This is a genomic window from Rhizobacter koreensis, from assembly GCF_013366375.1.
Taxonomy (GTDB): domain Bacteria; phylum Pseudomonadota; class Gammaproteobacteria; order Burkholderiales; family Burkholderiaceae_C; genus Schlegelella_A; species Schlegelella_A koreensis.
In genome coordinates this window covers 191,064-203,661 of record NZ_JABWMJ010000009.1, presented here as the reverse complement: position 1 = coordinate 203,661, position 12,598 = coordinate 191,064, and the positions used below count along the sequence as shown (strand labels likewise).

Sequence of the window (12,598 nt, the reverse complement as noted above, 5' to 3'; positions counted from 1 at the left end):
CTGTCATGCCTCCGACGTCGCGCGGGCTCCGGCCGGCGAGTGATCGCCCCGACGTGCTAGTCGGCCGGCGCCCAGAACACCCCGAACCAGCCCTGCGCGTCGGTCCACTGGCGCGGTTTGCCGAAGCCCGCGCGGCCGAGCAGGGCCGCGAACGACTCGGGGGTGTACTTGCACGAGTTCTCGGTGTGGATGCGCTCGCCGGCGGCGAAGCGGCGCGCGATGCCCGGGCAGCGGACGGTGAGCTCGCGCCGCGCCTCGAGGTGCATCTCGACGCGGCTCGCCGCGGCGTCGAAGAACGCCACGTGGCGCCAGTCGGCGGGGTCGAAGTCGCTCGCGAGCAGGCGGTTGAGGTTGCGCAGCGCGTTCAGGTTGAACGCCGCCGTGACGCCGAGCGCATCGTCGTACGCTGCGTTCAGCAGCGCAGCGGGCTTGACGAGGTCGACTCCGACGAGGAGGCCGCCGCCGCTTGCCTGCTTTCGCACGCCGCGCAGCAGCTCGACTGCGGCGTCGGGCGTGAAGTTGCCGATGCTCGACCCCGGATAGAAGAACACCGGGCGCTCGCCGGCGAGGCCCTCGGGCAGCGCGAGCGGCTCGGTGAGGTCGAGCCCGATGCCGACCACGTCGACCGCCGGGTGCTCGTGCGCGACGCGTTGCAGCGCATGGCGCAGGAACTCGGCCGAGATGTCGACGGCGACGTAGCGGCGCGGCTCGAGCAGCGGAAAGAGCCGCAGCGCCTTCTCGCAGTTGCCCGCACCCAGGTCGACCAACGTCGCACCGCTGCCGATCGCCTCGGCGATCGCTGGTCCGTGCGTCTCGAAGATCGCGGCTTCGGTGCGCGTCGCGTAGTACTCCGGCAGCTCCGTGATCGCCTCGAAAAGACGCGAGCCGAGCCCGTCGTAGAAGTGCTTGGGCGAAATCGTCGCCGGGCTCGCCATCAGACCGGCTGCCGCCGCGTCGCGCTCGGCCGCGGAGTCGCCGACGTGGAGCTGGATGAAACGGGCGGATCGATCGGCGGCAGGACGCATGCGCGGGGGCTCCTCGCCCGGCGCGAGGGCCCGGCTGTCGCCGCATTCTCGCGCGGTGCGTCGCCGGGGGCCGGCCGGGTCGTCATGCCCGTTCCGCCGGACGGCCATGCGAGCTCGCGGCAGCCGGATCGACCGGCTCGGTAGCCGCCTGGGTGCCCGCTTGGCGCTGCCCGCGGCGGCTCGGCGGCGCCGCCGCGCGGGCTCAGCGTCGGCTGGCGCGCCGCGCGAGCGGCGACTCGTCCCAGTGCGCGAGGAGGTCCGCGGGATCGTCGTAGATCGCGACCGCGCCCGCGAGCGCGGCATCGTTCCACCAGCCACCCGAGCGCAGCGCGATGGTACCGACGCCGGCGCGGCGCGCCGCCTCGATGTCGTACGGCGTGTCGCCGAGCATCAGCACCGCCTCGGCGTCCAGGTCGGCCTTGGCGAGCGCCGCGCACACGATGTCGGGGTCCGGCTTGGAGTGCTCGGCGTCGCCCGAGCTCGTCGCGATGTCGACGAGGTCGGCGATGCCGGCCTGGCGCAGCAAGCCGTCGAGCTCGGATTCGCCCGCCGAGGTCGCGATCACGCGCTCGATGCCGGCGGCCTTCAGACGCTCGAGCAGTTCGCGCGCGCCGCGCGTCGGCGCGAGCTTCGGCAGCCAGTCCGCGACGAAGCGGCGGCGGCGGTCGGCGACCAGTCGTTCGCCGAGCGTGCCGTCGGCGTCGATGCCGAGCAGGTCGGGCAGCAGATGGTCGGACCCTTTGCCGATGAGGCTGCGCACACGCTCGTACGGAACCGGGCAGCCGTGCTGCTCAAGGGTCTGGGCCCAGGAACGCGCGTGCGCGTCGTTGCTGTCGAGGAGCGTGCCGTCGATGTCGAGCAGCAGCGCGCGCAGGGGTGGTCGATCGTTCATGCCGGGGACGATGAAGGTGTCGCCAAGGGCAGCAACCCGCATGCCGGCATGCCGCATGCGGGTTCGGCGCGCGCGGGGGCGGGCCTGCCCGATCGGCGCTATCTTCCGCGCATGAGCCTTCGCGTCGAGTGCCAGCCCGGTTACCGCGGCGATCCGGAGCCGCTGGCGATCTGGTTCGGCGAGCGGCGCGTCGCCGTGCGCGGCATCGTCGACCGCTGGTTCGGCGCCACCCAGCGCTGGTTCAAGGTCGACGCCGACGACGACCAGCTGTACGTGCTGCGCCACGACGAGGCCGAGGGGCAGTGGGAGCTCGCCGCGCTCACCCGGCAGAGCGACTGACGCCACCGACCGCGCCTGGCGCAGGCGCGGCTGGCATCATCCGGACCCCATGCTCTCGAGCCTCAAGGACTTCATCGACAGTCTGCGGCCGGCACCCGCCGACGCGAGCCCGAGCGTCGCCGAGCACCTGCTGCAGCTCGCCACCGCGGTGATGCTGGTCGAGGTGATGCGTGCCGACGCCACCTTCCACGCCGACGAGCGCGACGCGGTGCTTGCCGCCCTGCGCGACAAGTTCGCGCTCACCCAGACCGAGGCGCGGCGCCTGGCCGAAATCGCCGAGACGACCGCGCAGAAGGCGACCGACCTCTTCACCTTCACCTCGCGCATCAACGAGCGCTTCGACATGGCGCAAAAGCTCCGCATGATCGAGCACATGTGGAACGTGGCCTATGCCGACGGGCACCTGTGCGAGCACGAGCGCCACGTGCTCTGGCGCGTCGCCGACCTGCTGCATGTGCCCAAGGGCGCCTACGTGCAGGCGCGCCTGCGCGCACAGGCGGCGGCCGGCGTCTAGGAGCGACCGGCGCCGGCTCGAGCGCGCCACCCGCGCCGTCGGTGCGCGCGCAGCGTCGGCCGGGCACTCTCCGTGCTGGCGAGCGGTCAGCAACGCAGCTACCGGAGACCGATCGATGGCGCTTCCCCATGCCCAACTGCTCGACATCATCAACGTCAGCCCGCTCGGCGACGCGCTCGGGACGAGCGTCAGCACGAGCCTCTTGAAGTCCGACCGCATCCAGCTCCTGCACCTCGTGCTGCGCGAGCACGAGGACCAGCCCGAGCACCACGTCGGCGACGAGTGCACGATCCACTGCCTCGAGGGCGACGTCGAGGTCGTGATGGCGCTCGGCGTACGTCGCCTGCGCGCCGGGCAGCTGGTCGTGCTGCCGGCGCGTCAGCGCCACTCGTTGCGTGCACGCGCCGACTCGGCGGTGCTCGTCACGCTGCTGCTGCGCGACGGCGACGCGGGTGACGGCGGCGGCGCCGGCGCGCGCACGCTGAAGGAGGGCGGGGCGACGCCGGCGAGCTGAGTCCGCGCCTGCCACGGCGTCGCAGGGACGGCCCGCCGGGCGGGCGCTCGGGCTGCCGGGCAGGTCCGTCGACGCTCGGCCCTACACCCGCTCGACGATCGTCACATTGGCCATGCCGCCGCCTTCGCACATCGTCTGCAGCCCGTAGCGGCCGCCGTCGCGCTGCAGCCCGTGCAGCAGCGTGGTCATCAGGCGCGCGCCCGACGCGCCGAGCGGATGGCCGAGCGCGATCGCGCCGCCGTCGGGGTTGAGACGCGCCGGATCCGCGCCGGTCGCCTGCAGCCACGCCAGCGGCACCGACGCGAACGCCTCGTTGACCTCGAAGCGGTCGATCGCGTCGATCACCAGGCCCGCCTTCTTCAGCGCCGCCGCCGTCGCCGGGATCGGCGCCTCGAGCATGATCACCGGGTCGTGGCCGAACACGCCGAGGTGATGAACGCGCGCGAGCGGACGCACGCCGAGCGTCCTGAGGCCACGCTCGCTGACCACCATCAGCGCCGCCGCGCCGTCGGCGATCTGGCTCGCGCTCGCGGCGCTGAGGCGCCCGCCGGGCGCGATCAGCTTGACGGCGCGGATCGCCTCGAGCGACGCGTCGAAGCGGATCCCCTCGTCGACGCGGTGACGGTCGCCGGTCGGCTGGCCGTCCGCCGACCGCACGCCCACCTCGACGATCTCGGCGTCGAAGCGGCCGGCGCGACTCGCCTCGGCGGCGCGCCGTTGGCTCTCGCAGGCGTAGGCGTCGAGTGCGTCCTTGGTGAGGTCGTAATTCTCGGCAAGGCGCTCGGCGCCGACGAACTGGCTGAACTCGACGTCGGGGTAGCGTGCCGCCATCGCCCGCCCGACGTAGGTGCCCATGCCGGCCTTCTGCGCCAGGCTGGAGGGCGAGAACATCGGCACCCGCGTCATGCTCTCGACGCCGGCGGCGATGACGACGTCCATGCTGCCGGCCATCACGGCCTGGGCCGCGAAGTGCAGCGTCTGCTGCGACGAGCCGCACTGCCGGTCGACGGTGGTCGCCGGCACCGACTCCGGCAGGCGCGACGACAGCACGATGTTGCGGGCGACGTTCATCGCCTGCTCGCCGACCTGGCTGACGCAGCCCACGATCACGTCCTCGACCAGCGCCGGGTCGGCGCCGGTGCGGTCGAGCAGGGCGTCGATGACGGCGCCGCCCAGGTCGGCGGGGTGCCAGCCGGCGAGGCGGCCGCCCCGGCGGCCCGTTGCGGTGCGGACGGCAGCGACGATGAAGGCTTCGGGCATGGCGGCGACTCGCGGCAACGGGGCGGAGACGCGAGCTTCGCATAAGGGGCGCTACGGGCACACGCCGGCGTGGCCGCAGCCCCAAGGTACCCGCGCGGCCCGCGAGCCATCCGGGCTTCGGCACCGCGCGGGCTGCGCCGTCGGCGGGCGTGCACGTAGACTGCGCCCGACCCACGAGGACGGCATGCAGAGGCGACTCTTTCTCGGCGGCGGCGCCGCGCTCACCCTCGGCGCGTGCGCAGGCCCGACGCCGCACCACCACGCGGGCCCGTCGCCGGCAACGCCGTCGCCCGAGCCGTATCACAACCTGCGCGGCGGGGTTCCGCACCACCTCACGCCCGAGCAGGAGGCGCAGCGGGTCACCGCCAGCCCGGCGCCCGCCGGTGCGCCGGGCCGTTGGGTCGGCCGCGCCGCGCTGCCGCTGCCGCGCAGCGAGATGGCGTGGGCGACCATCGCGCAAGGCCGCATGCACATCGTCGGCGGCTACGGCGAGGGCGCGGTGAACCGGCCGTACCACCACATCTACGATCCGGTGGCGGACCGCTGGCTGATCGGCGCGCCGCTGCCGCGCGGCGCCAACCACGTCGCGGTGGCGAGCGACGACGCACGCGTCTACGCGTTCGGCGGCTTCACCGAGCAGAACCGCGGCGCCGACAGCCACGCCTATGCGTACGAGGTGGCGACGAACCGCTGGCAACCGATCGCGCCGCTGCCGCGGCCGCGCGGCGCCGCCGCGGCGGTGCTGCTCGACGGCCGCATCCACCTGATCGGCGGGGCGTCGGAGCCGGCGGCCGAGCGCGCGAGCGTCGGCTGGCACGAGGTCTACGACCCGAAGGAGGACCGCTGGACCACGCGAAAGCCGCTTCCGGGTGCGCGCGACCACGTCGGCTGCATCGCCGACGCCGGCCGCATCCACGTGATCGGCGGGCGCTTCAACACCTTCGAATACAACACCGAGCTGCACCACGTGTACCTGCCCGCTGCCGACACCTGGGAGCTGCGCGCGCCGCTGCCGACCGCGCGCAGCGGCCACGGTCTCGTCGTCTATCGCGGGCGCTACTTCGCGATGGGCGGCGAAGGCGGTTTCCTGACCGGCGGCGTGCCGCGCCAGGCCAAGGTGTTCGGGCAGATGGAAAGCTACGACCCCGCGAGCGACAGCTGGCAGCACCACGCGCCGATGCCCACGCCGCGCCACGCGGTCGGCGCGGTGACGATCGGCGACTGGGTCTACGTCGCCGGGGGCGGCGCGGTGCTCGGCGGCTCGGTGCAGTCAGCGATCCACGAGGCGTTCACGCTGGGGTAGCCCCTCGTACGGCGCTTGCCGGCAGGTCGCGGATGAGCCGGAGGCGCCGCGGCAGGCGGCGCAGTGCCGCACCCCGAGCCCGGAGCCGCCGCGTACCCCGGGGGTTCGAAGCCGCGCCTTCGACTCGGCGCGCGAGCCGAGCGCGCTCAGGCCCGAGGAACCGCCTGCTCCGCGCGGATGCGCTTCAGGAACGTCTGCAGCGCCGCCGGGTCGACCGGCTTCGTGAGGTGGTGGTCGAACCCGGCGTTGCGCGTGCGCTCGCGGTCGCGCTCGGCGCCCCAGCCGGTGAGCGCGACCAGCACCGCACCGGGCGCCGCGCCCTCGGCACGCAGCGCGCGCGCGACGTCGCAGCCGTCCATGCCCGGCAAGCCCAGGTCGAGCAGCACGATGTCGGGCGCGAAGGCACGCGCCGCAGCCAGCGCCGCCGGCCCGTCGGCCGCCGCCTCGGCGGCATAGCCGAACGCCTCGAGCAGGCTGAGCAGCGACCGCAGTCCGTCGGGGTTGTCCTCGACCACCAGCACGCGGCCGCGGGGCGCCGGCGCGCGTTCGACCGACGCTGCCGGCGCGGAACCGGCATCGGACGGCCCGTGCGGCAGTGCCTGCTCCAGACGCTCGCCCCCGGTGTCGGCGGGCACCCCGTCACGGCCTTCGGGTGCCCCGGCGAGCGGCAGTTCGATCGTGAACGCGGTCCCGGTGCCCGGGCCCGCGCTGCGCACGCGCACCGCCCCGCCGTGCATGTCGGCGAGGCGCTTGACCAGCGAGAGGCCGATGCCGAGGCCGCCCTTGGCGCGGCTCGCGCTGTGCTCGAGCTGCGAAAACATCTCGAACACGCGCGCCTGCTGGTCGAGCGGGATGCCGATGCCGTTGTCGGCGACTTCGATCTCGACCCGGGCACCGACCGGGCGCGCCGCCAGCACGATGCGGCCGCCGTCGGGCGTGTACTTGGCGGCGTTGTTGAGCAGGTTGCCGATCATCTGCACGATGCGCGCCGGGTCGGCGTCGAGCTCCAGATCGGCGGGCGCCAGGCGCACGTCGAGCGAGTGGCGCGCCGCCTCGATCTCGGGGCGAGACGCCTCCACCGCCTGGCGCATCAGCGCTGCCACGCCGATGCGCTCGCGGCGCAGCTCGATCATCCCGCGGTTGATGCGCGACTGGTCGAGCAGGTCGTCCACCAGGCGGGCCATGTGCGTGACCTGGCGCTCGACCACGGCGCGGGCATCGGCCACCTTCGCGGGATCCTGGGTGCGCTGCATGATCGCGAGTGCGAAACGCATCGGCGCGAGCGGATTGCGCAGCTCGTGGGCGAGCGTCGCCAGGAACTCGTCCTTGTGGCGGTCCTGCTCGCGCAGCAGCGCAGCGTCGCGCACGCGCTCGATGTGGGCCCAGCAGCGCTCGACCACCTCGCCGACCAGCGCGATGTCGCCGTCGCTCCAGCGGCGCGGGGTCGTCTCGTGCACCGCCATCATCGCGACCAGCCGGTCGTCCTTGACGAGCGGCGCGCAGATGATCGCCTTGATGCCGATCGCGTTGAACATGCGGCCGCCGCCGTCGTCGCCGAGCTCGCGGTCGACGTCGTTGACGACGAGCTTGCGGCCGCGGCGCAGGTTGCTGGTGGCCTGCGGCCCGAACAGGTCGAGCGAATAGACGCCGGCGCTGGTGGCGACCCCTTCGGCCGACCAGTCGCTGCGGATCGTGAAGCGGTCGTTGTCGGCCTCGACGTCGGCATAGGCACAGCGCTGCGCGTCCAGATGGCGCCCGAGCAGCTCGGCGCTGACGGCCATGATGCGCGTCGCCTCGTTCTCGCTGCGCGTCGCTTCGCTCAGCCGGTCGAGAAAGCGCAGGCGTTCCTCGCTCGCCTGCAGCGTCTCGCGCGCTGCCTTGCGGTCGGTGACGTCGATGCAGACGCCGACCCACTCGCGCACCTCGCCGTCGGCGAGCACCGGCACGCCCTGCGCCTCCATGTCGCGCCAGACGCCGTCGCGCCGGCGCAGCCGGTACTGCATCTCGACCAGCGCACGGCGGGCGACGCCATCGCGCCAGCTCGCCACCACGTACGACACGTCCTCGGGGTGGATGGCCGCGAGCCAGCCCCAGCCGGCGGACTGCTCGGGCGACTGGCCGGTAAAGGCCGACCACGACGGGTTGACCTCGACCGCACTGCCGTCGGGGGCGGTATGCCAGAGCACCGCTGACGTATGCGTCGAGAGCGCGCGCAGGCGCGCCTCGAAGGCATCAGGCGGCGGGTCGACGGGGGCGGTCACGGCGAAGAAGGGAGTGGCACGGAGGCGGCCGGCCGGCGAAAGCGGCATCGATGGAGGAAGGGCCATGGTGAGACAGCGCAGAACGCGGCTTGAAGCGCCGGGGCCCGGACGAGAGTGACGTTGCCAGGAAGGATCGGCGGATCAGCAGTCGGCGTGCCCGCGCGCCGGGAGGCAGCGCCGTCGGCCCCGGAACCGTGCGTCATTTCACGAAGAGCGCCGGCCGCCGGCGCGCATGGCTTTTCGCCGCGGTCGCGGCGTGCCGCCTCGCCCTGGACGCCGCGCCGCGGCTCCGCGTCAGCGCGCGCTCGGCGGCCTCAGAACACCCACTCGCTCGCCGCGACCGCCTCTTCGCTTTCGGGATGCTCGGCGCCGACCGGCTGCGGCGGTGTCGCCACCAGGTGCGGCACGCGGGCACGGCGCCGCGCCTCGAGGATCCGCGTCAGCGTCGCGGCGTTGCGCTGGCCCTGATCCTCCATGTTGTTGTTCATGATCACGTGCGTCGTGAAGGTCTCCGGCGCGAGGCGCTCGACACGCGCGGCGATGTCGGCGAGCTCGACATCGGGGTAGTCGTAGTTGAAGCGCTCGGACGCCACGCTGGCGCCCTTGATGTTCCAGGTCTCGTGGTTGCGCCCGTGCAGGCGCACCAGCGAATACTGCATGTGGGTCGACTCCCACACCGGCGGCACGCTGCTGGAAAAGCCCTGCGGCGCGTCGATCACGGTGTGGACGACGTCCAGTTCGCGCTCGAACGCCAGCGTCTGCCCGAGGTGGGCGTCGTCGAACCACGTCCGGTTGCGGAACTCGACGCTCACCGTGTAGTCCTGCATCTGCTCGACGCAGTGGGCGACGTGGGCGTGACCGGCGCGGTTGCGCAGCAGCCAGGGCGCGAACTGAAAGTGCACCATGCCCAGCTTGCCGCTGGCGCGCAGCGGCTCGAGCGCGTCCTTGAAGCGCTGCCAGAGCGCGTCGCGCAGGACCGGCGGCACGTCGCGGTAGTAGAAGGTCGCCTTGTCGAACTTCGGCAGCTCGGCGCGCAGGTCCGGCGGCAGCACGTTCGGCGCCGTCGCGTGGCCCGTGAACAGGCGGAACGCCTTCATGTTGAGCGTGAAGTGGGCCGGCGTGCGGTCGACCCACGCCTGCGCCGTCGCCGCCAGCGGAATCGCGTAGTACGAGGTGTCGACCTCGACCAGCGGGAACTGCGTCGCGTAGAAGCGCAGCCGCGCCTCGGGCGTGTTCGCCTCGCGCGGGTAGAACTTCTTCGACGCGACCAGCGACTTGTCGCTCCACGACGCGGTGCCGACGAGGACCTTCATCGCAGGTGTGCGCGGAGCCGACCGCTGCCGTTCTGGGCGCTGCGCGGGCGGCCGCGCCGGGGAACCGCGCGGCGCCGCGACGGTCCGTCCAAGCCGACCCGGGTGGCGGCAGCGTCGGAGGCGAAGGCGCAATCGGGCGTCGTCATGACCCGCGAGTTTGCGCGAACGAGGCGGCGCGCGCTCTTTCGCGCCCCTGGGGCGCCGGTGTAACGTGCGCGCCGCACGCCCGAGAGTCGCCGGGCGTCGCGCCGGCCCGCGCCCGGGCGACCACCTCGCGGCTCGCTGCGGGAGCTGTCGATGGGAATCGTGTTCATCAGCTATCGGCGTGAGCAGACCGCCGGCGAGGCGCGCGCACTCTACAACGACCTCGGCGAGCTGCTCGGCCCCGGCCGCGTCTTCATGGACGTCGACGACATCGCGCTCGGCCGCGACTTTCGCGAGGTGCTGCGCAGCCGCCTCGACGACTGCGAGCTGCTGCTCGCGCTGATCGGGCGCGACTGGCTGAACGCGCGCGACGCGGCCGGCGCGCGTCGCCTCGACGGCGCTTCCGATTTCGTGCGCCTCGAGATCGCGACCGCGCTGCAGCGCGGCATCGCGGTCACCCCGCTGCTGCTGCAGGGTGCGCGCATGCCGTCGCCCGAGGAGCTTCCAGCCGATCTGAAGGACCTCGCGTTCCGCAACGGCTTGGAGATCACCCACGCGCGCTGGGAGTCGGACGTGCGTGAACTGGTGCGGCGGCTGGAGCTGGCGACACCGAGCGAGCCGACGCGGGCAATGCCGGCGGCGGCGGCGACCGCGAGCCTGCCGGCGGCACGGCGCTCGCCGGCGACGCCGCTGCTCGCGTTCGCCGCGGCCGCGCTCGTGGTCGCCGCCGGCGTGGCGTGGCTCGCGTTCGGGCGGTCGAGTCCGGCGCCGACCGTCGCGATCCCGGCGAGCATGCACGAGCCGGTCGAACCGGCCGCGGCGGGCGTGCCGGTGGCAGCCGCCGTGTCGCCCGGCGGGGCCAGCGCGCCGCTGGCGTCCATCGCGCCGGGCAGCGTCGCCCGGGACTCGCCGGGCGCACCGCGCCCCGGCGCGGGGGCGCTGCCCGGCGTACCCGGCGCGGCGGCGGTCGCGCTGTCGCCCGCGCCCGGCGGCACGCCGGCGGCGTCAGGGGCTGCCGCCGCGAGCGCCGCTCCGACGCCGGCCTCGGCAGCGAGCTCGGAGACGCGCGCTGCGCCGCTGGCGGCACCGCTGCGCGGTGGCGGGCCGGCGCCCGAGCGGACCGCCCCCCAAGGGGCTGCTCGCGATCCGGCGCCGCGCGCGGCTGCCAGGGCGCCGCGCGACGCGGCGGTCACGGCCGAGATCGAGCGCCTGATCACCGAGCTCCACGACCGCTCGCCGGCGGTGCGGCGCTCGGCGAGCGAGCGTCTGCAGAGCGAGCACGCGGGCTCGCCGCTCGCGGTACGGCTGGCGGTCGACCAGCTCGGGCTCGGCGCGTTCCAGCAGCTCGGCAAGGAAGGGCGCGTCGGGACGCTGCAGTTCCTGCTCGCCACCCGTGACAGCGCCTGGAACGCCGCCCAGCGCGCCGAAGCCGCCGAAGCGGTGCGCCGCATCCGCGGCCGGGTCGACCGCGGTCAGGCGCGGCTGCAGCCCGAGGTGCTCGACCTCGTCGAACGGCTCGGCGCGCGCGTCGGCGCCTGAAGGCGCGGCCGCACCGCAGCGCGCTGTCCGCTGCGGGTCGTCGATAGGCGCGCGGCCGTCGACGCCACGCAACGTCGGCCGAGCCTTCCGTCCGCCACGCCCGCCGGCGCGTGCGATCTCACCGCAGCCGGTCACGGCGCGCGGCGGCCGTGCTGGCAATCTCGCTCGCCATCGCCGCGCGGCGCTGTCGCCGTCATTCCGCCCGTGATCCCGACCGGAGAACCATGTCTGCTCCCGCCCTGACCGAAGAACAAGCCCGTGCCTACATGCACAAGTTGCTGGGGGCGATGAGCCAGGCCGGCGGCTCGGACCTCTTCATCGCGACCGACTTCCCGCCGAGCATGAAGGCGCACGGCAGCATGCAGCCGCTCACGGGTCAGAAGCTCACCGCCGAGGTGACGCGCATGCTGGCGCACGCGCTGATGAACGAGGCGCAGCGCGCCGAGTTCGTCAAGGAGCTCGAGTGCAACTTCGCGATCTCGATCCCGGGCGTGTCGCGCTTTCGGGTGAACGTGTGCCAGCAGCAGCGCTGCGTCAGCATGGTGATCCGCACCATCGCGGCGGAGATCCCGAGCTTCGAGAAGCTCAAGCTCCCCGAGACGCTGAAGGACGTGGTAATGACCAAGCGCGGGCTCGTGCTGGTGGTCGGCGCGACCGGCTCGGGCAAGTCGACCACGCTCGCGGCGATGATCGACCACCGCAACCGCTCGTCGGCCGGTCACATCATCACGGTCGAGGACCCGATCGAGTACGTGCACCCCTCGCAGAAGTCGCTCGTCACGCATCGCGAGGTCGGCATCGACACGCATTCGTGGCATCACGCGCTCAAAAACACGCTGCGGCAGGCGCCCGACGTGATCCTCATCGGCGAGATCCGCGATGCCGAGACGATGGAGCACGCGATCGCGTTCGCCGAAACCGGTCACCTCTGTCTCGGCACCCTGCACGCGAACAGCGCGAGCCAGACGATCGAGCGGATCATCAACTTCTTCCCCGACGAGCGCAGGAAGCAGCTGCTGATGGACCTGTCGGCGAACCTGCGCGCGATCGTCTCGCAGCGCCTGGTACGCCGCGAGGACGGCAAGGGCCGCTCGGCGGCGATCGAGATCCTGCTCAACACGCCGACCATCGCCGAGCGGATCTTCGAAGGCGAGTTCCACGAAATCAAGTCGATCATGGCGAAGTCGCGCGAGCTCGGCATGTGCACCTTCGACGCCGCGCTGTTCGACCTCTACAACGCGGGCCTCATCAGCTTCGACGAGGCGATCCGCAACGCCGACTCGGCCAACGAGCTGCGCCTCAACATCAAGCTCAAGAGCCGGCGCGGCGAGCCGCCGCCGAGCGGCTACGCGGCGCTCGCGCTCGACGCGATGACGACGCCGGGCGAACTCGCCGAGCGCGAGCACCGCAAGGCGCAGGAGGCGCACGAGGCGCGCCGGCGCGCCGAGGAGGAGCAGCTGCGCCAGCTGCGCGAGAAGAAGCGGGCGGCGGAAC

General features: G+C 73.3%; 10 protein-coding genes and 1 pseudogene. 6 read left to right on the top strand and 5 right to left on the bottom strand.

The genetic code is table 11. From position 1 onward, the window contains the following. Positions 1 to 56 precede the first annotated feature (56 nt). Together egtD and HQN59_RS18910 are read right to left on the bottom strand one after the other, a co-directional pair. On the bottom strand, positions 57 to 1,025 hold the full coding sequence (egtD, locus tag HQN59_RS18915) for an L-histidine N(alpha)-methyltransferase (protein WP_176070677.1): 969 nt from the start codon (positions 1,023 to 1,025) through the stop codon (positions 57 to 59). A 202-nt stretch (positions 1,026 to 1,227) separates the two neighbouring features. Then, positions 1,228 to 1,959, bottom strand: coding sequence for an HAD family hydrolase (locus tag HQN59_RS18910; RefSeq protein ID WP_217704214.1), 732 nt, complete (start codon positions 1,957 to 1,959; stop codon positions 1,228 to 1,230). Between the two features lie 69 nt (positions 1,960 to 2,028). Here HQN59_RS18910 and HQN59_RS18905 point away from each other — a divergent pair, with 69 nt between their 5' ends. From HQN59_RS18905 to HQN59_RS18895, 3 genes are all read left to right on the top strand, one after another. Continuing rightward, positions 2,029 to 2,256 (top strand): hypothetical protein, encoded by a 228-nt coding sequence (locus HQN59_RS18905; RefSeq protein WP_217704213.1) that lies wholly within the window; start codon positions 2,029 to 2,031, stop codon positions 2,254 to 2,256. Between the two features lie 49 nt (positions 2,257 to 2,305). After that, positions 2,306 to 2,770, top strand: coding sequence for a tellurite resistance TerB family protein (locus tag HQN59_RS18900; protein ID WP_176070676.1), 465 nt, complete (start codon positions 2,306 to 2,308; stop codon positions 2,768 to 2,770). Positions 2,771 to 2,885: 115 nt separating this feature from the next. Continuing rightward, on the top strand, positions 2,886 to 3,284 hold the full coding sequence (locus tag HQN59_RS18895) for a cupin domain-containing protein (RefSeq protein WP_176070675.1): 399 nt from the start codon (positions 2,886 to 2,888) through the stop codon (positions 3,282 to 3,284). An 81-nt stretch (positions 3,285 to 3,365) separates the two neighbouring features. Here HQN59_RS18895 and HQN59_RS18890 read toward each other — a convergent pair whose 3' ends face one another. Then, a complete protein-coding gene (locus HQN59_RS18890) occupies positions 3,366 to 4,544 on the bottom strand; it encodes an acetyl-CoA C-acetyltransferase (protein ID WP_176070674.1) in 1,179 nt (392 codons plus the stop codon). 184 nt (positions 4,545 to 4,728) lie between these two features. Here HQN59_RS18890 and HQN59_RS18885 point away from each other — a divergent pair, with 184 nt between their 5' ends. Then, positions 4,729 to 5,847 (top strand): Kelch repeat-containing protein, encoded by a 1,119-nt coding sequence (locus tag HQN59_RS18885; RefSeq protein WP_176070673.1) that lies wholly within the window; start codon positions 4,729 to 4,731, stop codon positions 5,845 to 5,847. Positions 5,848 to 5,993: 146 nt separating this feature from the next. On the opposite strand, the gene HQN59_RS18880 is transcribed toward HQN59_RS18885, so the two are convergent. After that, positions 5,994 to 8,108, bottom strand: a complete 2,115-nt coding sequence (locus tag HQN59_RS18880) for an ATP-binding protein (protein WP_176070672.1) — start codon at positions 8,106 to 8,108, stop codon at positions 5,994 to 5,996. A gap of 314 nt (positions 8,109 to 8,422) precedes the next feature. Beyond that, entirely contained in the window at positions 8,423 to 9,421 is a 999-nt protein-coding gene (locus tag HQN59_RS18875; RefSeq protein ID WP_176070671.1) for a DUF72 domain-containing protein, read from the bottom strand. 297 nt (positions 9,422 to 9,718) lie between these two features. Between HQN59_RS18875 and HQN59_RS18870 the strand changes: the two genes are divergently transcribed. Beyond that, a complete protein-coding gene (locus HQN59_RS18870) occupies positions 9,719 to 11,104 on the top strand; it encodes a toll/interleukin-1 receptor domain-containing protein (RefSeq protein ID WP_176070670.1) in 1,386 nt (461 codons plus the stop codon). Between the two features lie 239 nt (positions 11,105 to 11,343). After that, positions 11,344 to 12,441 (top strand): annotated as a pseudogene (locus tag HQN59_RS18865) (PilT/PilU family type 4a pilus ATPase); the annotation flags it as partial. Between the last annotated feature and the right edge of the window lie 157 nt (positions 12,442 to 12,598).